This window comes from Streptomyces sp. NPDC047000, assembly GCF_040644295.1.
Lineage (GTDB): Bacteria > Actinomycetota > Actinomycetes > Streptomycetales > Streptomycetaceae > Streptomyces.
Window position 1 is genome coordinate 139,162 of the sequence record NZ_JBEYWE010000017.1, and the last position, 20,800, is coordinate 159,961.

21 protein-coding genes and 1 pseudogene are annotated in these 20,800 nt (G+C 72.6%); 18 read left to right on the top strand and 4 right to left on the bottom strand.

From position 1 onward, the window contains the following. Positions 1 to 11: 11 nt before the first annotated feature. Positions 12 to 1,058 (bottom strand): cyclase family protein, encoded by a 1,047-nt coding sequence (locus ABZ862_RS25085; RefSeq protein ID WP_360961959.1) that lies wholly within the window; start codon positions 1,056 to 1,058, stop codon positions 12 to 14. Positions 1,059 to 1,226: 168 nt separating this feature from the next. Between ABZ862_RS25085 and ABZ862_RS25090 the strand changes: the two genes are divergently transcribed. Together ABZ862_RS25090 and ABZ862_RS25095 are read left to right on the top strand one after the other, a co-directional pair. Continuing rightward, positions 1,227 to 1,625 (top strand): nuclear transport factor 2 family protein, encoded by a 399-nt coding sequence (locus ABZ862_RS25090; protein WP_360961962.1) that lies wholly within the window; start codon positions 1,227 to 1,229, stop codon positions 1,623 to 1,625. 90 nt (positions 1,626 to 1,715) lie between these two features. Further along, positions 1,716 to 2,108 (top strand): nuclear transport factor 2 family protein, encoded by a 393-nt coding sequence (locus ABZ862_RS25095; RefSeq protein ID WP_360961965.1) that lies wholly within the window; start codon positions 1,716 to 1,718, stop codon positions 2,106 to 2,108. Positions 2,109 to 2,189: 81 nt separating this feature from the next. On the opposite strand, the gene ABZ862_RS25100 is transcribed toward ABZ862_RS25095, so the two are convergent. Then, positions 2,190 to 3,857 carry an NAD(P)/FAD-dependent oxidoreductase gene (locus tag ABZ862_RS25100; protein ID WP_360961968.1) on the bottom strand — a complete coding sequence of 556 codons (1,668 nt, stop codon included), beginning with the start codon at positions 3,855 to 3,857 and terminating at the stop codon, positions 2,190 to 2,192. A 278-nt stretch (positions 3,858 to 4,135) separates the two neighbouring features. Here ABZ862_RS25100 and ABZ862_RS25105 point away from each other — a divergent pair, with 278 nt between their 5' ends. The 13 genes from ABZ862_RS25105 to ABZ862_RS25165 all read left to right on the top strand — a co-directional run bounded on the left by ABZ862_RS25105 (position 4,136) and on the right by ABZ862_RS25165 (position 16,065). Further along, positions 4,136 to 4,552, top strand: a complete 417-nt coding sequence (locus tag ABZ862_RS25105; RefSeq protein ID WP_360961971.1) for a carboxymuconolactone decarboxylase family protein — start codon at positions 4,136 to 4,138, stop codon at positions 4,550 to 4,552. Between the two features lie 43 nt (positions 4,553 to 4,595). After that, positions 4,596 to 5,336: an SDR family NAD(P)-dependent oxidoreductase gene (locus tag ABZ862_RS25110; RefSeq protein ID WP_360961974.1), complete on the top strand. Its 741-nt coding sequence runs from the start codon at positions 4,596 to 4,598 to the stop codon at positions 5,334 to 5,336. Positions 5,337 to 5,634: 298 nt separating this feature from the next. Beyond that, entirely contained in the window at positions 5,635 to 6,819 is a 1,185-nt protein-coding gene (locus tag ABZ862_RS25115; protein WP_360961977.1) for an FAD-dependent oxidoreductase, read from the top strand. 18 nt (positions 6,820 to 6,837) lie between these two features. Further along, the gene (locus ABZ862_RS25120; protein ID WP_360961980.1) at positions 6,838 to 7,032 is read left to right on the top strand and encodes a ferredoxin; all 195 of its coding nucleotides are present in this window, start codon (positions 6,838 to 6,840) and stop codon (positions 7,030 to 7,032) included. 49 nt (positions 7,033 to 7,081) lie between these two features. Further along, positions 7,082 to 8,320: a cytochrome P450 gene (locus ABZ862_RS25125; RefSeq protein ID WP_360961983.1), complete on the top strand. Its 1,239-nt coding sequence runs from the start codon at positions 7,082 to 7,084 to the stop codon at positions 8,318 to 8,320. A 103-nt stretch (positions 8,321 to 8,423) separates the two neighbouring features. Next, on the top strand, positions 8,424 to 9,365 hold the full coding sequence (locus tag ABZ862_RS25130) for an SDR family NAD(P)-dependent oxidoreductase (RefSeq protein WP_360961986.1): 942 nt from the start codon (positions 8,424 to 8,426) through the stop codon (positions 9,363 to 9,365). Positions 9,366 to 9,691: 326 nt separating this feature from the next. Next, positions 9,692 to 11,155: an MFS transporter gene (locus ABZ862_RS25135; RefSeq protein ID WP_360961989.1), complete on the top strand. Its 1,464-nt coding sequence runs from the start codon at positions 9,692 to 9,694 to the stop codon at positions 11,153 to 11,155. A gap of 186 nt (positions 11,156 to 11,341) precedes the next feature. Further along, positions 11,342 to 12,166, top strand: coding sequence for an SDR family oxidoreductase (locus tag ABZ862_RS25140; protein WP_360961992.1), 825 nt, complete (start codon positions 11,342 to 11,344; stop codon positions 12,164 to 12,166). Between the two features lie 242 nt (positions 12,167 to 12,408). Further along, a complete protein-coding gene (locus tag ABZ862_RS25145) occupies positions 12,409 to 12,801 on the top strand; it encodes a hypothetical protein (RefSeq protein ID WP_360962054.1) in 393 nt (130 codons plus the stop codon). A 49-nt stretch (positions 12,802 to 12,850) separates the two neighbouring features. Continuing rightward, entirely contained in the window at positions 12,851 to 14,539 is a 1,689-nt protein-coding gene (locus ABZ862_RS25150; protein WP_360961995.1) for an OB-fold domain-containing protein, read from the top strand. Next, complete coding sequence (locus ABZ862_RS25155; protein ID WP_360961997.1) at positions 14,536 to 14,880, top strand: hypothetical protein; 345 nt, start codon at positions 14,536 to 14,538, stop codon at positions 14,878 to 14,880. Before ABZ862_RS25150 ends, ABZ862_RS25155 begins: the two co-directional genes overlap by 4 nt. A 46-nt stretch (positions 14,881 to 14,926) precedes the next feature. After that, positions 14,927 to 15,196, top strand: a complete 270-nt coding sequence (locus ABZ862_RS25160; RefSeq protein WP_360962000.1) for a DoxX family protein — start codon at positions 14,927 to 14,929, stop codon at positions 15,194 to 15,196. Continuing rightward, on the top strand, positions 15,196 to 16,065 hold the full coding sequence (locus ABZ862_RS25165) for an NAD(P)-dependent oxidoreductase (protein WP_360962003.1): 870 nt from the start codon (positions 15,196 to 15,198) through the stop codon (positions 16,063 to 16,065). The genes ABZ862_RS25160 and ABZ862_RS25165 overlap by 1 nt, the downstream gene beginning before the upstream one ends. A gap of 86 nt (positions 16,066 to 16,151) precedes the next feature. Here the strand turns inward: ABZ862_RS25165 and ABZ862_RS25170 are convergent, their stop codons facing one another. Together ABZ862_RS25170 and ABZ862_RS25175 are read right to left on the bottom strand one after the other, a co-directional pair. After that, positions 16,152 to 16,802: an amidohydrolase family protein gene (locus ABZ862_RS25170; protein ID WP_360962006.1), complete on the bottom strand. Its 651-nt coding sequence runs from the start codon at positions 16,800 to 16,802 to the stop codon at positions 16,152 to 16,154. Then, positions 16,799 to 18,202 (bottom strand): CoA transferase, encoded by a 1,404-nt coding sequence (locus ABZ862_RS25175; RefSeq protein WP_360962009.1) that lies wholly within the window; start codon positions 18,200 to 18,202, stop codon positions 16,799 to 16,801. Before ABZ862_RS25175 ends, ABZ862_RS25170 begins: the two co-directional genes overlap by 4 nt. A gap of 22 nt (positions 18,203 to 18,224) precedes the next feature. Here ABZ862_RS25175 and ABZ862_RS25180 point away from each other — a divergent pair, with 22 nt between their 5' ends. The 3 genes and pseudogenes from ABZ862_RS25180 (at position 18,225) to ABZ862_RS25190 (ending at position 20,800) form a co-directional block, all read left to right on the top strand. Further along, the gene (locus tag ABZ862_RS25180) at positions 18,225 to 19,307 is read left to right on the top strand and encodes an enoyl-CoA hydratase/isomerase family protein (RefSeq protein WP_360962012.1); all 1,083 of its coding nucleotides are present in this window, start codon (positions 18,225 to 18,227) and stop codon (positions 19,305 to 19,307) included. A gap of 260 nt (positions 19,308 to 19,567) precedes the next feature. Further along, positions 19,568 to 19,708, top strand: a pseudogene (locus ABZ862_RS25185) (transposase family protein); the annotation flags it as partial. A 201-nt stretch (positions 19,709 to 19,909) separates the two neighbouring features. Next, on the top strand, positions 19,910 to 20,800 hold the full coding sequence (locus tag ABZ862_RS25190) for a hypothetical protein (protein ID WP_360962056.1): 891 nt from the start codon (positions 19,910 to 19,912) through the stop codon (positions 20,798 to 20,800).

The window sequence follows — 20,800 nt, forward strand, 5'->3', positions numbered from 1 at the left end:
GTGGCCGTGGATCAGACGGTCGCGACCGGGGTCAGCGGGCTGCCCTGGGTGCCGGGCAGGTTCAGCGGGGGAGCGGTGAGCAGGAAGCGGCTGCGGCGGTGCTCGCGCAGCCACGCCGCCAGGTCGTGCAGGTACCAGAGCTCGCCGAGCGGGACGCCCAGCTTGAACAGGCACAGGTGGTGGATCGGGAGCAGGGTGTGGCGGCCCTGTGCCCGGGTGACCCCCACCCCCTCGACCGCGTAGTTGTCGGAGATCAGCGCCGACATCTGCGAGTCGGCGATCCACTGGAGGATGTCCGGGTCGTCCGCGTCGAGGTACGCGGCGGTCCGGTGGATCGTCACCGGGTCCGGGTCCTTGTTCCAGGCGAGCACCTGGGTGGCGAAACCGGTGTGCAGCAGCACCATGTCGCCGGGCTCCACGGTCACGTCGTCCGCGGCCATGATCTCCTGGAGCTGCCGGTGGTTCACGGCCTGGTAGCCGGTGCCCAGGTGGTGGGCGATGTCGATGAGCACACCGCGGCCCTGGACGCCGTGCTCCGCCATCTTCTCCAGGCCGAGGTGGCGGGCGAAGCTGACGCTCCCGCTGCCGTCGCCCTTGGCGTCCTCCCGCGGCCCCACCAGGTCGGTGCCGGGGCGGAAGCCGTTGTAGTAGACCGGCTCGGCCTCGCCGTCGCCGTCGGCGTCGAACTCGGCGCCCTGGTGGGCCAGGGAGTCCCACTGGGTCGAGTACTGCAGCCAGAGGGTCACCACGTCGTCGGACCACACGTCGATCAGGGAGGGATCGATCTGGTCGCGCGCGACGACGTTGTAGAAGACGTCCTGCTGGTGGGCGAGGTCCTCGGTGGGCTTCAGGATCGGCGGGTAACGCCGCTGGTTGAGCGCGGTCCCGCCCGGGTAGTCCAGCGGCAGGCTCAGGCTGAAGGTGACCCCGTGCTCCACCTCGCGGACGCCCTGGAGCACCTTCTCGGCGGTCAGCAGGTTGATGCGGCCGAGTTCGTCGTCCGCACCGAAATCGCCCCACGTCGATCCCGGCGGCCGCTGCTTCCAACGCTTCGTCACGATAAAACGCCTCCTTGGGCGACGGTCCCCGTCGACGGTCGTGGCCGCATGCTATTTCTAATGTACCGAGTGGTCAACTAGTACGACGGCTTGGAAATTTGGCTTCATATTGCTCGCTCCGATCAATAGACTGATTGGTCGAAACGTCTACTGTCCGTGGGAGAGGCAATGAGTGGATCCACACCGGCGTGGGTCGCGGCCGGGGTCCGTGCCGTGATCGGTGCGCATACCCAGGCTCAGGACGCCGGCCGTACCGACGACATCGTCGCGCTGTACGCACCCGACGGGATCCTGGAGCTGCCGGGCATGGACCCGGTGCGGGGGCACGACGGCCTGCGCGAGGCCTTCAAGGGGTGGGCCCCCCAGCTGCCGCAGCTGCACCTCGTGGGCAACACCGTCGTCACCTCCTCCGGGCCCGGCGAGGCGACCGCCAAGAGCGACGTGGCCTTCTTCCTGCGGGGCGAGGCGGGCTGGGCGCCGCAGGTCGTCGGCCACTACGAGGACACGCTGCGGCACGTCGACGGCACCTGGCTGATACAGCGGCGCGTGACCGTCTTCCAGGCGTAGGCCGTCCCGCCCGCCACCGCCCGCCCCCGTTCCATCCCTTCCGCATGTCGTATCCGTAGATCTCCCGTACCTGTTGAGAGAAGAGGACACATGGCCATCTCCGCCGAAGAAGCCCTGGCCGGCGTGCAGTCCGTGATCGCGGCCTACGCCCACGCCATCGACGCGGGCGACGCCGACACCGTGGCCGGCCTGTTCACCGAGGACGGGGTCTCCGAGATCGCCGGCCAGGGCACCTTCCAGGGCCGCGAGGCGATCCGTGAGGCCTACGGCGCCTTCAAGCCGCAGGCTCCGCAGCTGCACCTCGTCGGCAACACGGTTCTCACCTCGTCCCCCGGCGAGGAGGTGACGGCGACCAGCAACCTGGTGTTCTTCGCCCGCGGCGAGGAGGGCTGGGCCGTCCGGCTCGTCGGCGGTTACGAGGACACGGTGGTCCTCGTGGACGGGGCGTGGCAGTTCCGCAAGCGGGTCACGTCCTTCCGGTGACCGGGTCACCCGGCGCAGCCGATCGCCCGTGCCGCCGATCCCGCCCTGTGACGGGACCGGCGGCACGGGCGATCGGCGTGTTCAGCCCTGCTTCTCCGCCTTGGCGAACGAGAACGCGGGGAAGCCGTTCTCGACGGACTCGTCGATCAGCTCCCGGAGCTTCCACCGCCCGGTCGGGTTCAGCAGCTGCTTGATCGCCTTGCCGGGGATGTTCGCCCCGTAGAAGTAGCTGCTCTTGAGGAAGGAGGACTGGCCCTCGCTGTCGTTGACCAGGTTCGTCCACTCCTCCTCGGCGGCCGCGGTGACCTCCACGACGTCGTGGCCGTGGTCGCGCGCGTGCACCAGGACATCCATCACGTAATCGACCTGGTCGCCTGAGTAGCGGGGGTTGTTGCCGAGCGCGCCGTGCGGTCCGCCGGGGAAGAAGAAGTTCGGGAAGCCGGCGGTCGCGACGCCCAGATACGTCGACGGTCCGTCCGCCCAGTACTCCTTCAGCGGCAGCCCCTCGCGGCCCTGCACCCCCAGCCGGTTCAGGGCCCCGGTGCCGAAGTCGTAGCCGGTGGCCCAGATGATGATGTCGGCCTCGTGCACGCCCTCCGCGGTCTCGACGCCGGTCTCCGTGATGCGGACGATCGGCGTCTCGTTGAGGTCGACGAGGTGCACGTTCGGCTTGTTGTACGCCTCGTAGTAGCCGGTGCCGAACGGGGGCCGCCGACCGCCGTAGCCGTGCCCCTTGGGGATCAGCTTCTCGGCCGTGGCCGGGTCCTTGACGATGGAGCGGATCTTGGCCGCGATGAACGCGCAGAACTCCTCGTTGACCGTCGGGTCAGTGGTCATGTCGTAGTAGTGCTCGGAGAGCTTGGTGAAGCCGGGGCTGTTCCACTTCTGCTCGTAGAACTCCTGCCGCTGCTCCGGGGTGTCCTCCAGGCCCGAGCGCATCGTGATCTGGTGCAGGAACCCGCTCACCGAGGCGTTCAGGGTGTCGCGGATGGACTCGAAGTTCGCCTTCAGGTCCGCCTGCTCCTCGGGGGTGATCGGCCGGTTGTTCAGCGGCGTGAGCCAGTCGGCGACCTTCTGGTACACCGTGATGGAGGCCACCTCGTCGGCGATCGCCGGCACGATCTGCACCCCGCTGGAACCGGTGCCGATCTGGGCCACCCGCTTGCCCGCGAAGTCCACCGGCTCCTTCGGCCAGCGGCCGGTGTGGTGCTGCTCCCCGCGGAAGTCCGCACGCCCCGGGATGTCCGGGACGAACGGCACCGAGAGGATGCCGGTCGCCGCGACCACGAACCGCGCCCGGCGCTCCGTGCCGTCCTCCGTCCGCACCGTCCAGGTGCCCGACGGCGCGTCCCACACGGCCGAGGTCACCTTGGCGCCGAAGGAGACGAGGCGGCGCAGGTCGAACCGGTCGACCACGTGGTTGAAGTACCGTTCGATCTCCGGCTGGCCGGCGAAGTGCTCCGACCACTCCCACTCTTCCCACAGCTCCTTGGAGAACAGGTAGCCGTAGGTGTAGCTCTCGGAGTCGAAGCGCGCCTGGGGGTAGCGGTTCCAGTACCAGGTGCCGCCCACGCCGGTGCCGGCCTCGATCAGCTGTGTCGAGAAGCCGGCCTCGCGGGCCCGGTAGAGCTGGTAGATGCCGGTGACACCGGCGCCGATCACCAGCACGTCGACCACACCGATGCCCTGCTCCGATGCCTGCGCCCGGGTGCCGGGCGCCGCCTCCGGCGCCTTCGTCGATTCGCTCATCTGCCCTCCAACATGACGGGGGCCGCTGCTCCCGCGTACGCCCTGAATGATGTTTCGACCAGTCGGTCGAATATTCAGGGCCGAGCGTAGGGGAGGGGGTGGGCCCGATCAATGGTCCGGGGTGCGGTTTCCGGGGTTCCTCCCGGGGGATCGCGCCGCGCGGCGGGCTCGGTCCGTGGCGCGGACGGCCGGATCGGTGCGATGGATTGATTGTACCGATCGTTTGAATTAACTTTCGCTCAGGCGAACCGCACCGTGTCGTGGCAGAGGAGTCGCGTATGACGACCGAGGACGTTCGGGAACCCGCCGCAACGGGGTCCGGGACCACCGCCGATCTGCGAGCCGCCGGCTGGAAGGCCATGCGTGCCGCCCTGCCCGGGGTCTTCCCGGAGGGGGAGGCCGACCTCCGTGACGGCCGTCTCGGGGAGGAACTGGTCGACATCGGCCTGACCAGTGTCTGGGGCGCGATCTGGGCCCGTGAGGGGCTCGCGCCCCGGGACCGCAGCCTGGTCACGCTCGGCCTCCTGATCGCGCTCGGGGCCGAGACCGAGCTGAAGACGCACGTCCGGGTCGCACTGACCAACGGACTGACCAGGGACGAGATCGCCGAGGTCATCTACCACGCCGCCGGCTACGCGGGCTTCCCCCGCGCGGTGGGGGCCCGTACCGCGGCGCGCGAGGCGCTGGGCGAGTAGCAGGGGCCGCAGGGCACCCGCACCAGGCACACAAGGAGTGCACATGACATTGCAGGGAAAGGTCGCGGTCGTCACCGGCGGCGCCCGCGGAATCGGGCGGGCGATCGCGATCGTCCTCGCCGCGCGCGGCTCGGCGGTGGCCGTCTGGGACCTGAACGCCGAGGGCGCGGAGAAGACCGCCGCCGAGATCCAGGAGGCGGGCGGGACCGCGATCGCGGTGGCCGGCGACGCCGCCGACGCCGCGGCCGTCGCCGCCGCGGCGGCCCGGACCCGCGCGGAGCTGGGTTCCGTCTCGATCGTCGTCAACAATGCCGGGACCACCGCCTACGTGCCGTTCACCGGCATCAGCGAAGCCGCCTGGGACCGCATGATCGGGATCAACCTCAAGGGGCCGTTCCTGGTCACCCGGGAACTGGTACCGGACATGCTGGCCGCGGGCTGGGGCCGGATCGTCAACATCTCGTCCTCGTCCGCGCAGACCGGCGCCCCCGCCATGGCCCACTACGCGGCTTCCAAGGGCGGTGTCATCGGTCTCACCCGGGCACTGGCGATCGAGTACGCCGACAAGGGCATCACCGTCAATCACGTCCCGCCGGGCTTCATCGACACCCCGCTGGTGCGCGAGGGCCCCGTCGACGTCGAGGCGGCCGCCGCCACCATGCCCATGAAGCGGGCCGGACAGCCCGAGGACATCGCCTACGCGGTGGCCTACCTCGCCTCCGAGGAGGCCGGTTATGTGACCGGCCAGAGCCTCAGTGCCAACGGCGGGCGCTACCTCCTCTGAGCTCCGCCGCCGTACGACCGCACGTCCGCGGTGGTCGTACGACCGCACGTCCGCGGTGGTCGTACGACCGCACGTCCGCGGTGGTCCGTCGGGCCTCGCACGACCGGTACAGCCCTGCGCGCGAGGCGTCCGCCCCTGATCCGGACCGCTCCGGACCGCGTCGTCATGCGGATCGAATTGATTCTTCCGACCGGTCGGTTTATTTTTCAGGGACGGACAACGCACCAGAGACCCGAACGGAGCCACGCATGACCATCCACGACATCCCCGCGGGGAACACGGGCGTCGAGGTGCCTGCATGACCGCCCCGGAGCGCGTGCTGGTGGTGGGCGCCTCCGCCGCCGGGCTGACCACCGCGGAAGCCCTGCGGCGCAAAGGGTACGCCGGCACCCTCACCGTGCTGGGCGACGAGCCGCACGCACCGTACGACCGGCCCCCGTTGTCCAAGCAGGTCCTCGTCGGCGAGTGGGAGCCCGAGCGGGCCACGCTGCGCACCGAGGACGTCCTGTCCGCCCTGGACGCCGAGTTCGCGCTCGGCGACCCGGCCGTCGCACTGGACCCGGCGACCCGGACGGTGCGCACCGAGTCGGGCCGCGAGCTGTCCGCCGACGCCGTCGTGATCGCCACCGGCGTACGGGCCCGGCGGCTGCCCGGCCAGGACGCGCTCGCCGGGGTGCACGTGCTGCGCACCCTCGGGGACGCGCTCGCCCTGCGCAAGGGCCTGCTGGCCGCCCGGCGGCTGGTGGTCGTCGGCGAGGGTGTCCTCGGTTCCGAGATCGCGGCCACCGGCCGCGCACTCGGCCTCGACGTCACCCTGACCGGCCCCCTCGACGCGCCGATGGCCCTCCAGGTGGGTCCGCTGGTCTCCGGCGTGCTGGCCGACCTGCACACCGAACGCGGCGTTCGGCTGCGCCTGGGCGACGGCGTCACCGGGCTCACCGACGACGGCGCGGGCCGGGTGACGGGCGTCCGGCTCGCCACCGGGGAGACACTGCCCGCCGACGTCGTGGTCGTCGCGATCGGTGCCGTCCCGGCGACGGAGTGGCTCGCGGACAGCGGGCTGAGCCTGGACAACGGCGTGGTCTGCGACACCCGCTGCCGGGCCGCGGACGGCGTCTGGGCCGTCGGTGACGTGGCCCGCTGGCACCACGAGTGGCTCGGCCGCCCGGTCCGCCTGGAGAACCGGACCAACGCCACCGAACAAGCCATGGCGGTGGCGGCGGTGATCCTCGGCGACGACCGGCCGTACGCGCCCGTCCCGTACTTCTGGACGGACCAGTTCGACGCCAGGCTCCAGGTGCACGGCTTCCTGCCCGCCGAGGCGGAGGCGGAGGTCGTCGAGGGCGATCTGACGGCCCGTCGCTTCGTCGCCCGCTACCGGCTGGACGGCGTGGTCACCGGCGTCCTCGGCTGGAACATGCCCCGACAGGCCCGGATGCGCCGACAGGAGATCGTCGACGCCTTCCGCACCCCCACCCCCTGAACGAGCTGGAGAGATCCCATGAAGGTCGTCGTCGACGAGGAGAAGTGCGTAGCGGCCGGACAGTGTGTGGCCGCCGCCACGGACGTGTTCGACCAGCGGGAGGACGACGGCATCGTCGTCGTCCTCGACGAGAACCCGCCCGCCGAACTGGCCGACGGGGTCCGCACCGCGGCCGCGGTCTGCCCGGCGCTGGCCATCCGCATCGAGGAATAGCCCGACCCGCGCCCGCTCCTCCCCCCACCCCACAACTTACGGAGAACCCATGGCCGAGGCAGAGGCCCGAACCACCCGTGACGAGCAGGTCTACCACTACCAGGACGACCGGGACGCGAAGTGTCCCTTCGCCCCGCCGCCCGGGCTGCGCGCCCTGAACGGGACGGGCCCGGTCAGCCGCGGCCGGATCTGGGACGGCAGCACCCCCTGGCTCGTCACCGGACACGCCGCCCAGCGCGCCATCCTGTCCGACACCCGGGTCAGCTCGGACGACAAGCAGGCCGGGTTCCCCTACCCCAACCGGGCCATGGCGGAGACGGCGCACCTCCACCCGCTCACCATCTTCAACGCGGACGGAGCCGACCACACCCGGATCCGCCGCATGATGACCCGGCCCTTCACCCGTCCCCGGATGGAGGCGCTGCGCCCGGAGATCCAGCGGCTCACCGACGGCCTCATCGACACGATGCTGGCGGGCCCCAAACCGGTGGACCTGGTCCACGCGCTGGCGCTCCCGCTGCCCTCGCTGATGATCTGCGCGCTGCTCGGAGTGCCCTACGACGACCACGAGTTCTTCCACGAGCACGCCTCCTTCGCCACCCGCAGCGACAAGACCACCGAGGAACAGAACCGGGCCAACGCGGCCCTGGGCGGCTACCTGGCGGCGCTCCTGCAGAAGAAGACGGAGGAGCCCGGCGAGGACGTGCTCTCCGACTTCGCCGCACGTATCCAGGACGGCGACCTCACCCTTCCCGAGGCCACCCTGCTCGCCATGATCCTGCTGATCGCCGGCCACGAGACCAGCGCGACCATGATCGCGGTGGGCACGGCGCTGCTCATGGACCACCCCGACCAGCTGGCCCGGCTACGGGCGATCGAGGACACCAGGGACGCGGCGCCCGCCGTCGAGGAGATCCTGCGCTATCTGACGATCGCCCAGTTCGGGCAGCGCCGCATCGCCGCCGAGGACTTCGAGTTCGAGGGCGCCGAGATCAAGGCCGGGGACGGCATCGTCGTCCCGCTGCCCGCCGGCAACTGGGACCCGCAGGCCTTCCCCGACCCGGAGAAGCTGGACCTCACCCGGGACTCCCGGCATCACCACGCCTTCGGCTGGGGCATCCACCAGTGCCTGGGCCAGCAGCTCGCGCGCATCGAGCTGCAGGTCGTCTACGGCACCCTCTACCGGCGCATCCCGACCCTGCGCCTCGCCGTCGACCGGGACGAACTCCGGTTCCGGCCGTCCGACGCGCTCGCCTTCGGCATCAGCGAGCTGCCGGTCACCTGGTAGCCGGCGCGCCCGCAAGGCCGCGCACCAACCGCCGGTTCCGGCCGCCCGGACGGGACCGGCGACCTGTGTCCCGCACGTAATCGCCGCACAACAGGAGTCAGGAATGGGCAAGTTGAGCTTCGAAGGACGCGTCGCCGTGGTCACCGGCGCGGGTCGTGGCATCGGCCGGGCCCATGCCCGCCTCCTGGCGGCGCGCGGCGCGAAGGTCGTCGTCAACGACCTGGGCGGCTCCATGGAGGGCGACGGCGCCGACGCCGGCCCCGCGCAGAAGGCCGTCGACGAGATCGCCGCGGCGGGCGGCGAGGCCGTCGCGGACACCCACGACGTCTCCACGCCGGCCGGTGGCCAGGCCGTCGTCGACACGGCGATCGCGCACTTCGGCCGCATCGACGTCCTCGTCAACAACGCGGGGATCATCCGCTACGCGGGTCTGCCCGACATCGACGCGGAGAACCTCCACCGCCACCTCGCCGTGCACCTCGTCGGCTCGTTCAACACGATGCGCGCCGCCTGGCCGCACTTCGTGGAGCAGCGGTACGGCCGGGTCGTCCTGACCACCTCCAGCGGCATGTTCGGCATGGACAACAACCTGTCGTACGCGGCCGCCAAGGCGGGCACGGTGGGCATGGCCCGCAGCGCGAAGCTGGCCGGCGAGCCGCACAACATCAAGGTCAACCTGATCGCCCCGGCCGCCATGACCCGGATGGGCGGCGGCCCCGAGGAGGAGGCCGCCGAGGCGGCCCCGGGCATGCCGTACATGCCGTCCGACGCCGTCGCGCCCATGGTCGCCTACCTCGCGCACGAGAGCTGCCCGGTCAGCGGCGAGACCTACACGGCAGGCGCGGGCCGTTTCGCCCGTCTGTTCCTCGCCTCCACCGAGGGCTACGCCCACGAGGGCGGCCCCGCCACGGTCGAGGACGTGGCCGCGAACTGGGAGACCATCAACGACGAGAAGGGCTACTACGTGCCCGCCGACCTGATGGCCTGGACCGGATCCTTCCTGAAGCACCAGTTCCAGCCCGGGACGGGTGCCGCGGACGCGTGAGCGGCCCGGGGCGACCTCCCGCTTTCTGCGTCGGTCTGTAGTTCTCCGAGTATTTCCGAGCTCTTCCGGCACCGCGCGAACTTTTGTGGTTCGCGCGGTGTTTTTCTGCGTTTCCGCGCAAGTGACCGGCTCGCTGAATTTCTCCGTGCGAAGGATTGATTGTACCGACCGTTAGGTCTACGTTACGTCCGACGCCGCCGGTACCGGCGCTTCCCCGCACTTCCTTCGGGCCGACGAGACACGTCGGCGAACCCTCCGGCGAGGCGCATCAGGCCGTGTCCGTCCGCGGCGGCTTCCGCGCCCCCGACCGTCCACGGAAGGCCCCCATGTCCCAGACGCAGACCGTTCCGCCCCAGGCGGACGACAGATCCCGCTCCACCACGCGCAACGTGCTCGTCGTCGTCGCGCTCCTGTGGACGGTCCAGCTCGTGTCGCTCGTCGCCGCGCTCTCCGGCATCGCCCAGGCCGACGTCGCGATCCACTTCCGGACCACCCAGATCGCCTGGTTCACCCTGATGACCCTGCTGACAGGGACCTTCTTCCTGCCGTTCATGGTCAAGGGCGCCGCCCTGTTCGGGAAGAAGCGTGTCCTGCTCGTCGCCACCGGCCTCGGCTTCGCCGGCGACCTGCTCGCCGCCGTCGCCACCGACTACCGCACCCTCCTGATCGGACGCGGACTCGCCGGCCTCTACGCGGCCACCATGCCGATCGGGTACGCCATCACCCGCGACATCTTCCCGCGCCGCTGGGTCGGCATCGCCAGCGGCATCCTGGCCGGCGGGGTCGGCCTGGTCGCCTTCGGCGGACCGTTCCTGGCCGGCTGGCTGCTGGACGACTACGGCTTCCGCGGCGTGCTGTGGTTCATGGCCGTCAGCACCGCCGTCAGCTTCGTGATGGTCGCCCTCGTCGTCCCGGAGAGCCCGGTCCGGCAGAGCACCGGCCGGATGGACTGGACCGGCGGACTCCTCCTCGGCGGCGGGGTCACCGCCCTCGTGTACGCGGTCGGGGAGGGCGCCGGCTGGGGCTGGGGCAGCGGGAAGTTCATCGGCTGTGTCGCGGGCGCGGCGGTCGCGCTGATCGCCTTCCTGATCGTCGAGCGACGGGTGGCCGAGCCGCTGTTCCCGCCGTCCATGACCCGGCGCCGGCCCGTGTGGACCGTGCTGCTGGCCACCTCCGTGGCGGCCGGCTCGCTCAGCGCCGTCGGCGTGGTCATCCAGCTGCTGGTGCTGATGCCGGACATCCCTCACGTCTCCGAGGGCCTCGGCTGGTCCGGCACCCACAACGCCGTCGTCACCAGCCCGATCAGCGCGATGATCATCATCGCGGCCGTCGGCACCGGCTGGGTCGCCCGCCGCGTGGACGCCCGGATCCTGCTCGCCGCGGGCTCCGTGCTCACCGTCGTCGGCTACGGCATCGGCACCCACCTGCACCACAACGGACCCCAGATCGTGGGCATGGGCGTGATCGCCGGCTTCGGCACCGGCATGGTCGTCGCCGTCGTCCCCATCATGATCATCGAGGTGGTCACGCCGGCCGAGCAGGCCCTCGCCAACGGCGCCCAGACCCTCGCCCAGGGCGTGGCCCAGATCATCGTCTCCCAGCTGGCCTTCGTGGTCATGGCCCAGCACGGCACGGTCCTCAAGGGCACCCGGTTCTACCTCGACGAGGGCTTCACCAACGGCCTCTGGCTGGTCGTCGGATGCTGTGCCCTCGGCACGCTGCTGGTCGCGCTCGTACCCAGGGGCAGACGGCTCGGCGAAACCGAGACCGCGATCCCGCAGACGGTCTGATCCGCAGGGCGGAGCGGGCCGTGCCCGGCGTCCGGGAGCCCGCTCCGGCCGGACCGGCGCCGCTGCCGCCCGGCCGAAGACCGTGCGCACCCGGTGAGCGGTGTCGTCCGGCCCCCGCCGGGGCTCGGACGGCGCCACTCACGAGACACTCGTGCCGTGACGAGTGTCTCCAGTGAGGAGTGGCGCATGACCACGGTAGGTATTGCCACCGGTGCCGGTCGCGGGACCGGGCAGGCCTGTGCGAGTCGCCTGGCCGACATGGTGGACGTGCTGTTGCTCGTCGACCGGGACGAAGCCGCCGTGGCCGCGTTCGCGAAAGACCTTTCAGGCCGCGGCAAACGGGCTCGCGCCGAGCCGTTCGCGGGGGACGTGGCGGACCGCGACGACGTGGCGCGGCTGGCCGCCCGGGCCGGGGAGCTCGGCGCGCTCCGGGCCGTCGCGCACGCCGACAGCGTCGCCCCGGAGGAAGCCGACTGGCGCGGGATGCTGCGCACCGACTTCGTCGCGACCGCGCTGCTCGCCGAGGAACTGCGCCCGCTGGCCGTCGCCGGAACCGCCTTCGTGTACCTGGCGTCGGTGTCCGCGCTGATGGCCCACGTCGACCCCGACCCGGCCGTCGCCGCCGTCCTGGACGACCCGTTGGAGGAGGACTTCCTCGGCTGGGTCCGGGAGGCGGTGGGTCCGGCCATCGAGGATCCCGCCTGGGCGTACCCGTGGGCCGCCTACGGCGTGCAGCGCTTCGTCCGCGCGGAGGCGGTACGGCTCGGGCCGGTGGGCGCCCGGGCCTGCTCGGTGTCGCCGGGCGCGATCGACACCCCGCAGACGAGGCTGGGGATGGCACGGGACGCGTCGGTGCGCGAGCTGGTCGAGAGCACGCCGCTGGGGCGCATCGGCCGGTGCGACGAGGTCGCGGCCGTCGCCGCGTTCCTGCTGTCGGACGGGGCGAGCTTCGTCACGGGCGTGGACGTGGTCGTGGACGGGGGGCTGTGCGCGGCGGTCGGGGAGGACTGAGACCGAAGCGCCCTGTCGCGGCCGGTGCGTGGCTGCGGGCCGGGGGACCGCTCTCGCCCTCAACCGGCCCGAGGCCGCCGGCGTCCGGAACGCCGCTCTGCGGAGCGGCTGTCACGGCATCCCGCTGAGCGGGACCGGCTGAGCCGGGAGCGGGACATTCTGCTGGACTCGGCGACCGAGGAGTTCCTGCGCTGTTTCCCCCGGCACCGGGCGACGGTCGCACGATCTCCGCCGACTGCGAGATCGCCGGCCGGCGGTTCAAGGAGGGTGAACGCCTGTGGCTGTCCTGGGCGATGGCCAACCGGGACCCCGCCGTCTTCTCCGACCCCGACCGCGTGCACCTGGACCGCAAGGGCAACCGGCACAGCAGCTCCGGCCCGGGTGTCCACCGCTGCATCGGCTCGAACGTCGCCCGTACGGTGTTCAAGCGGATGGTGACGGCCGTGACGGACCGGATGCCCGACCACTGCTGCGACCCCGAGGCCACCGTCCACTGGGAGACCATCGGCATCATCCAGGGCATGCGGCACCTCCCGGCGGCCTTCACCCCGGGCAGGCGCCTCGGCCCCCGCTCGACGAGACGCCGGAGACGCTCCGGAAGGCATGCGACGAGCAGAGGCTCGCCGAGCCGGTGACCGTGCGCCCCGGCCGGGCCGGGAACGAACACTGAAAGGGAGTCGACGAGTGGCCGCATCCCCGGTATCCGGTCCGGCAGCCGCGTCCCCGGGGCGCCCGCTGCCCCTGGTCACCGATCAGAACGAGTTCTTCTGGACGTCAGGGGCGGACGGCCGGCTGCGGATCCAGGAGTGCACGTCCTGCACCGCCCTGATCCATCCGCCGCAGCCCGTCTGCCGGTACTGCCGCGGACGGGAGATGGGCGTACGGGCCGTCTCCGGACACGCGGTCCTGATCGGCTTCACCGTCAGCCACCGCTTCAGTCTCCCCGGCCTGCCGGCGCCCTACGTCGTCGCCCAGGTCGCGCTCGAAGAGGACAGCCGGATCCGGCTCACCACCAACGCCGTCGAGTGCGACCCCGGCGAACTCGCCCTCGGTATGCGCATGGAGGCCGTCTTCGAGCGGGCCGGGCAGGACGTGTGGCTGCCGCTGTTCCGGCCGGCCGCGGAGCAGGGGGAACCCGCCCCGCTGCCCGCCGACGAGACCGGGCCCGGCTCAGTGGTACGCCACATACGGCCGGCGCGGACCACGGAGAAGTTCGAGGAGAAAGCCGCCCTCACCGGCATCGGCGTCTCCCCGCTCGGCCGCCGGCTGAGGGTCCCCCCGATCTCCCTCACGGTCCAGGCGTGCGAGGCCGCGGTCGCCGACGCCGGACTCACCCTGGACGACATCGACGGTCTGGCCAGCTACCCGGGTGCCGGCGCCTACGGCGGCTTCGCCGAGGGCGGCGTCACCGCGCTGGAGTCCGCCCTCGGTATCCGCCCCACCTGGTACAACGGCGGCAGCGAGACCTTCGGCCCCGGCGGCTCCCTCGTCTCGGCGATGCTCGCGGTGGCCGGCGGCCTCGCCCGTCATGTGCTCTGCTTCCGCACCGTGTGGGAGTCCAGCCACGCCGAACTCGTCAAGGAGGGCAGGATCCCCCCGGCCGGCGGCGCGGACGCCGGCTGGCTCAAGCCCTTCGGCGCCACCTCCGCCGCCCACACCCTCGCCCAGAACGCCCAGCGGCACATGCACCGCTACGGCACCACCCGCGAGACCCTCGGCTGGATCGCCCTCAACCAGCGCGCCAACGCGGCCCTGAACCCCACCGCCATCTACCGCGCCCCGCTGACGATGGACGACTACCTCACGGCCCGCCCCATCACCACCCCCTTCGGCCTCTACGACTGCGACGTCCCCTGCGACGGATCCGTCGCCGTGGTCGTCTCGGCCCTCGACACCGCACACGACCTCGCGAAGCCGCCGGTCCTCGTCGAGGCCGTCGGCACCCGGATCACCGAACGCCTCGAGTGGGACCAGAGCACGCTCACCCACGAACCCCAGACCCTGGGCCCGTCCGCCCACCTGTGGACCCGCACCTCCCTGCGCCCCGCCGACGTCGACGTGGCCGAGCTCTACGACGGCTTCACCTTCAACTGCCTGTCCTGGATCGAGGCGCTCGGCTTCTGCGGCATCGGTGAGGCCAAGGACTTCCTGGACGGAGGGAAGAACATCGCCCGCGACGGCGTACTGCCCCTGAACACCCACGGCGGCCAGCTCTCCCACGGCCGTACCCACGGCATGGGCCTCGTCCACGAGGCGGTCGTCCAGCTGCGCGGCGACGGCGGCCCCCGCCAGGTGCCCGGCGCCCGGGTCGCGGCGGTCAGTACCGGCGGGCTGGCGCCCGGCGGGGCCATCCTCCTCAGGACGGACACGTGACGGACAGCCATCCCGACGTGGTGCCCGGCGCGGTGGGCGTCGACGGCATCTCGCTGTCGTTCCGGGCGAGTCGGGTACGACAGCCGCGTGCCGTCGTCCTCGCCCTGCACGGCGGCGGAACCGACTCGGCCCACTTCGACTGCCCCGGCCACCCACGGCTCTCGCTGCTGCGCACCGGAGCCGCCCTCGGCCGCACGGTCATCGCACTCGACCGGCCCGGCTACGGCGCCTCCCTGCCCCACGCGCCCCGGCTCACCGACCCGGCCCGGCGCGTCGACCTCGCCCACGCGGCCCTGGCCTACCACCTGAGGTGCTGTCGTTCGCGGAGGAGTGCGCGGTGACCCGGGAGGCCGGTCTCGCCGCGTCCCCACGACAAGGGAGAGCGGGATGAACCAAGCCGATGCCGTCGCACTTCTGCCGCGCCTGGTCCTGGGCGTCGTCATGATCGCGCACCGTCTCGACCACTGGCGCGGCGGCCGGATCGCGGGCACCGCCCGCTGGTTCACCGGCCCGGGCCTCACCCACGGAACCCTCCAGGCCTGGCTGAGCGTGATCAGCGAAGTCGGTGGCGGCATGCTGCTCGCCGCGTTCTGGCGCCCCAGGCCCGCGCCGGAACCGGCACCCGGTCCCGACCCCGTTGAGCAGGAGGCCAGTTGATGCGAGTCGGATTCATCGGCCTGGGCAGCCAGGGAGCGCCGATGGCCCGCCGGATCGTCGACGCCGGCTACGAGACGACGCTGTGGGCCCGCCGCCCCGCCACCCTCGCCCCCTTCGCCGACACCCCGGCCGGGCGCGCCGCCTCTCCCGCGGACCTGGCCGAGGCCAGCGACCTGGTCTGCGTGTGCGTCGTCGACGACGCGGACGTCGAGGAGATCCTCACCGGCGGGCACGGCATCCTGGCCGGTTTGCGCAGGGGCGGGGTGGTCGCCGTGCACAGCACCGTCCACCCCGACACCTGCCGCCGCCTCGCCGACCGCGCCCGCACCCACGGCGCCGCCCTGATCGACGCCCCGGTCAGCGGCGGCGGCCCGGCGGCGGCCGAGGGCAGACTGGTCGTGATGGCGGGCGGCGAGCCCGGAACGGTCGCCTACTGCCGCCCGGTGTTCGAGACCTACGCCGACCCGGTCGTGCACATGGGCCCGCTCGGCACCGGCCAGTCGGCCAAGCTCCTCAACAACGTCCTGTTCACGGCCAACCTGGCCACCGCCGCCGACACCCTCGCCCTCGGCCGGGACCTCGCGATCGACCCGGTCGCCCTCGCCCGGGTCCTCACCCACGGCAGCGCGGCCAGCTTCGCGCTGAACCGGGTCGCGGCGGCGGGCGGCACCCTGGACCGGTTCGCCGCTCACGCCGGCCCCCTGCTTCGCAAGGACGTCCGGCTGGCGACCCGTGTCGCCGAGGGCGCCGGCGCGAACCCGGACATCGTCCTGCCGACCGCCGGCGCCGCCCTCGCCCTGATGAACGGGCAACGGCCGGACCCGGCCGAGTCCGCCCCGGCCGGGGACGGCACCGTCCGGCAGGGGTGACCGCGGCACCGTCCCGCACCGCGGAGAGCCGTCAGGGCCACCGTCCTGGCAGGATCGGGCAGGGAACGTGCCCGTGGAACCGGCGGTCACCTCATGAGGACCGCCGGCCCGGCGGCCGGACGCGGCGTTGCGTCGGTGACCGCGGTGATGCCGTGACCGGCGAGCGTGCAACCCACCGCGGCCAAGGACGGCACCGCCGTCTCGGGCAGCCGCCCGCGCAGCCAGTCGTCGGCACGCCACAGCCGTCCCGTCGGGCGTTCGGCGGCATCGCGTTCGATACCGGGACGGCGTCCGTGCACGAGGCCGAACCGTTCGGCCGCACGGGAGTTGAGCACCCACAGGGCGCCGCTCCTGCGCTGCACCCGCAGCGGCACGTCCGCGCGCAGCGCGTCGAGCCCGGCGGTGTCCGGCGATCCGGCGACCCGTTCGTCGTAGCCGATGCCCCGCACCCAGCCGTGCCGGTCCGGGGCCGCCCGGTGCAGCGCGGCCCGCAGCGCCGCGCGGTCGCGGACGTCGGGAGGGCCGTACCGTACCGAGGACGACGCGGCCGCCGGCGCGAACAGACGCAGGTGATGGTCGGTCAGGCCGGGCAGCAGGGCACCGCCCGCCGCGTCGAACTCCCGCTCACCGGGGGTGCGTGTGAGCACCGGACCGAGGTCCTCGACCAGGCCGCCCCGCACGCGCACGCAGCAGCACCGCCCCTCGACCTGCGCGTTCTGGATCAGCAGCCCGCTCACGGCACCCGGATCCCCAGGTGACGCAGCACATCGGCGGTGTCGGCTCCGCTCGCCGGGGCGGCGGCGGCCGCACGGCGCGGGCGCGGGGCGGCCAGCGGGTACGACGTACCGCCGAGGTCCACCAGCCAGCCGTCACCGTGTCCGACGACACGGGCCTCGCGGTCACCGGGCGCGCCGGACCGGGCGGGCGTGGAGAGGGACACGGGCGGGGAGAGGGATGCGGACACCACGTCCGCCATCGACACGTCCAGGACCGCACCGCCACCGCACGGCTGTTCGGACAGGGCGAGTGCCGCGGCGAGCAAGCCGGTGAGCGGGTCGGCGATGGCGTCACCCGCGAACACGGGCAGCCCGTCCGCGGCCGTGCCCAGGAGACCGCGGGCGGCGGCCACGTCGTCGCCGAAGCCGACCCGGTCCGAGGCACGCCCGTACGCCGTGACGGATATCCAGGTGCAGCCGCGCGCCGCCTCCGTCTCGGCGTCGAGGCCGAACCGCGCCAGGGCGCGCGGCCGGGACGCCTCGACGACCACGTCCGCCCGGCCGACCAGTTCGTGCAGCGCGGCACGGCCGCGCGCGTCCGCCGGATCGAGGACGACCGAGGCGTGCCCGGCGTGCAGCAGGTCGTAGAAGGCGGGGTCGCCGAAGCGGGCCCCGTCCGGGCGGGACGGCGTCTCCACCTTGACCACCCTGGCCCCCGCCGTTCCCAGCAGATGCGCGCAGAGCGGCCCCGCCCACAGCGCGCTGAAGTCGATCACCAGCATTCCTGCCGCATGGCGGGGCGTTCCCGGGAGCGGACAGGCGCGTTCGGGCCGGGGCCGGACGGCACCGCCCGCGAGACCGAGCAGCGCCACCCGCTCGTCGAGGTCCGCGCCGTCGTGCGCGGTGAGCCAGCCGGCCAGCCGGCCGGGCAGCGCCTCGGCATCGAGATCCCGGCCGATCAGCGCGCTCCACAGCAGCGGGTCGTCCGGACGCGCGTCGGACACCGCGGCCCAGCCGTCGCGGGTCGGCAGCAGCCGGCAACTGCCGCCCACGGACAGCCGGCCCTGCCGTCCGCGTCCGCTGAGCGCGGCCCGCTCGGCGAGGAGCCGGGCCCCGTCGAGTCTCGCCCCGCCGGCGGCGGCGATGTGATCGGTGAGCCGGGAGGCGAGGGTGGCCGCGCCGCCGGGCGGGAGCAGCGGTGGCGCGTCGGGATGGCCGGTGAGCAGCGGAACGCCGCTGCGCGCCCAGTCCTGCGCGACGTGGGAGGGATCGGCCTCGGGTCGGACACGGGCCGGTCCGGCCGTGTCAGCGCCCGGCCGTTCCGAGCACGGCCGGTCCGAGGGCGGTACCGGCGCCGTACCGCCGGGTCCTCGGCTCCGGTGGATCCGTGCCTTCCTGCCGGATGCCCGGTCGTCGGCCATGCCCGGATGGTAGACGAGAGAGGTGTCTGCGACCACAGCGATCTCCGTGACCGATCTCGCGGCCGGGGCGCCGCATGCCGACCTCCTCGACGCCCGCGCACGGCCCTCCCGGCCCCTGGTCGTCGTCGACCTGGACCGCTCCACCGCATCCGCCGCCGACCTGGAGCATGCCGTCCAGCGGGCCCGGGACAGCGACCGGCTGGTGGTCGGACGCACCGGCCGACCGGTCCCCGACTGTCCCGAGGACCTCTTGGAGGTCCTGGCCGTGACGCTGGTACGGGCCACCGGCGACCGCCTCCGCGCGGCGGACAGCGCCGGGCACCCGGCCACGGTCGCGGTCACGGACCCGGCGGCCGAGGCGGAGTTCCTGCGCGTGCAGGCGGAACAGCAGCCCGAGGCGGCGCTGGTGCTCCACCAAGTCCTCCGCACGGCCGGGCGGTTGCCGGTACCGCAGGCTCTCGACGTGGAGTCCCTCGCGTACTCGACGCTGCTCGGCGGCTCCGGTTTCGCCCGCTGGCTCACGGCCCGGGGGCCACGGCCCGCGCCCCCTCGTGTGAGCACCGACCCCGTGGCGGTGCGCCGCGAGGGCGACGTCCTGCGGATCACCCTCGACCGGCCCGAGCGGCGCAACGCGCACGGCGCGGAACTGCGGGACGCCCTGGTCGCGGCCGTCGACCTCGCCGTCCGGGACGAGACCGTGCACCAGGTTGTCCTGGACGGCAACGGCCCCTGCTTCAGCTCGGGCGGTGACCTGGACGAGTTCGGCACCGCCACGGACCTCGCGGCCGCGCACCTCATCCGCACCCGAGCCGGCGCCGCAGCCCGTCTGCACGCCCTCGGCGGCCGTCTCACCGCGCGGCTGCACGGCACCTGCGTCGGCGCGGGCATCGAACTCCCGGCCTTCGCCCCCCGGCTCCTCGCGGCCCCGGGCACCACCGTCCGCCTGCCCGAACTGGCCATGGGCCTGATCCCCGGTGCGGGAGGCACAGTGAGCATCCCCCGCCGGATCGGCCCCTGGCGCACCCGGTACCTGGTCCTCGACGGCCGGCCCGTCTCCGCCCAACGGGCCCTGGCCTGGGGCCTGGTGGACCACATCGAGGGGTGAGGTACGGGACCAGGGCGGCGTCATGCAGGCGATGGGGTGGGGTCGATGGGGTTTCAGGGGCTGGGCAGGACCGGGGAGCGGTCGCCGGGGGCTGACGCGGAGGCAGGCACGACTCAGGTGACCATGAGGTGTCGAGTCCCTGATCATCACGGCGGAAGACCGTGCCTGCCGGCTCGTCCTCGCTCGTCCCGGGGCCTCGGGGCCGACTCACCGACGCCGCACGACCGCTCCCGACGGACTCACCGGCCTGCCTGGCCCGGGTGCCCGACACCCGCCGGGACCGGGGCCGACGTCATCCGCTCGCTTTCGTCCTGTGCCTGGCCGCGTGCGCGGTCCCGGCCGGAGCGAGGTCCCCGGCCGCGATCGCGGAGTGGACCGCCGACGTCCCGCCGCACGTCCTGGCCCGGCTCGGCGGCCCGTGCCGGGCGGCCGGCTGCGACTGCGTCACGTCCGAGCGCGGCCGGCGTTCAGGATGCGTTCAGGCCGACGCTGCCAAGATCGGTTCCGGTGATCACTCTTCGGGGTCATTGCATGACATAGTGCGCTCGCCCTTCCCGTGGCGGGGCGGGCGTTGTGCCGTACGACCGAATCGGAGCCCCACCATGCAACAACCGGAAGTGCTCACCGATCTGGACGTCGCGAGCGCGACCAGGTCGGTGATGAAGAAATTGCCCGAGGCCACCCTGGTGTTCTGGATCATGAAGGTCGCCGCAACCACCCTCGGCGAGACGGCCGGCGACCTCTTCGCCCAGACCTTGCATCTCGGCTACTTCCTGACCACGATCGCCCTGTTCCTGCTCTTCGTGGTGACCTTGGTCGTCCAGCTGAGGTCCAGCCGCTACAACCCGTTCTTCTACTGGACCGTGATCCTGTCGACCAGCATGGCCGGCACCACGATGTCCGACTTCATGAACCGTGACGCGAGCACCAGGTTCCTTTCCGGCGGTGTCACGTCACTCGGCCGGGGGCCGCAGGGTCTCGGTCTCGGCTACCCCACCGGGGCGGCGATCCTCATCTCGATCCTGCTGGCTGTCTTCGCCGTCTGGAAGATGTCCGGGACGACCTTCCGGATCCGGGACATCGTCACTTTCCGGGGCGAGGCGCTGTTCTGGTCGGCGATCCTCGTCTCCAACACCCTCGGCACTTCCATGGGTGACTTCCTGTCCGACAGCTCCGGGCTCGGTTACGCCGGTGGCGCGCTGCTCGTGGGCGGGGCGCTCGCCGTTCTCGTCGCCCTGATGAGGGTGCCGGTGGTGCCGAACGTGCTGCTGTTCTGGATCGCCTTCGTCCTCACCCGCCCCCTGGGCGCCACCGCGGGTGACTTCCTGACCAAGCCGGTCGCCAAGGGTGGCCTGGACCTCGGCACCGCAGGGTCCTCTGCCGTGCTCCTGGGTGTCCTGCTCGGTCTGGTGGCCTACGCGCAGGTCCAGGAACGCCGGACCGCCACGGCGCGGCCGATGGAACGGGAGCCGGTGACTGGGCGGGCCGACTGA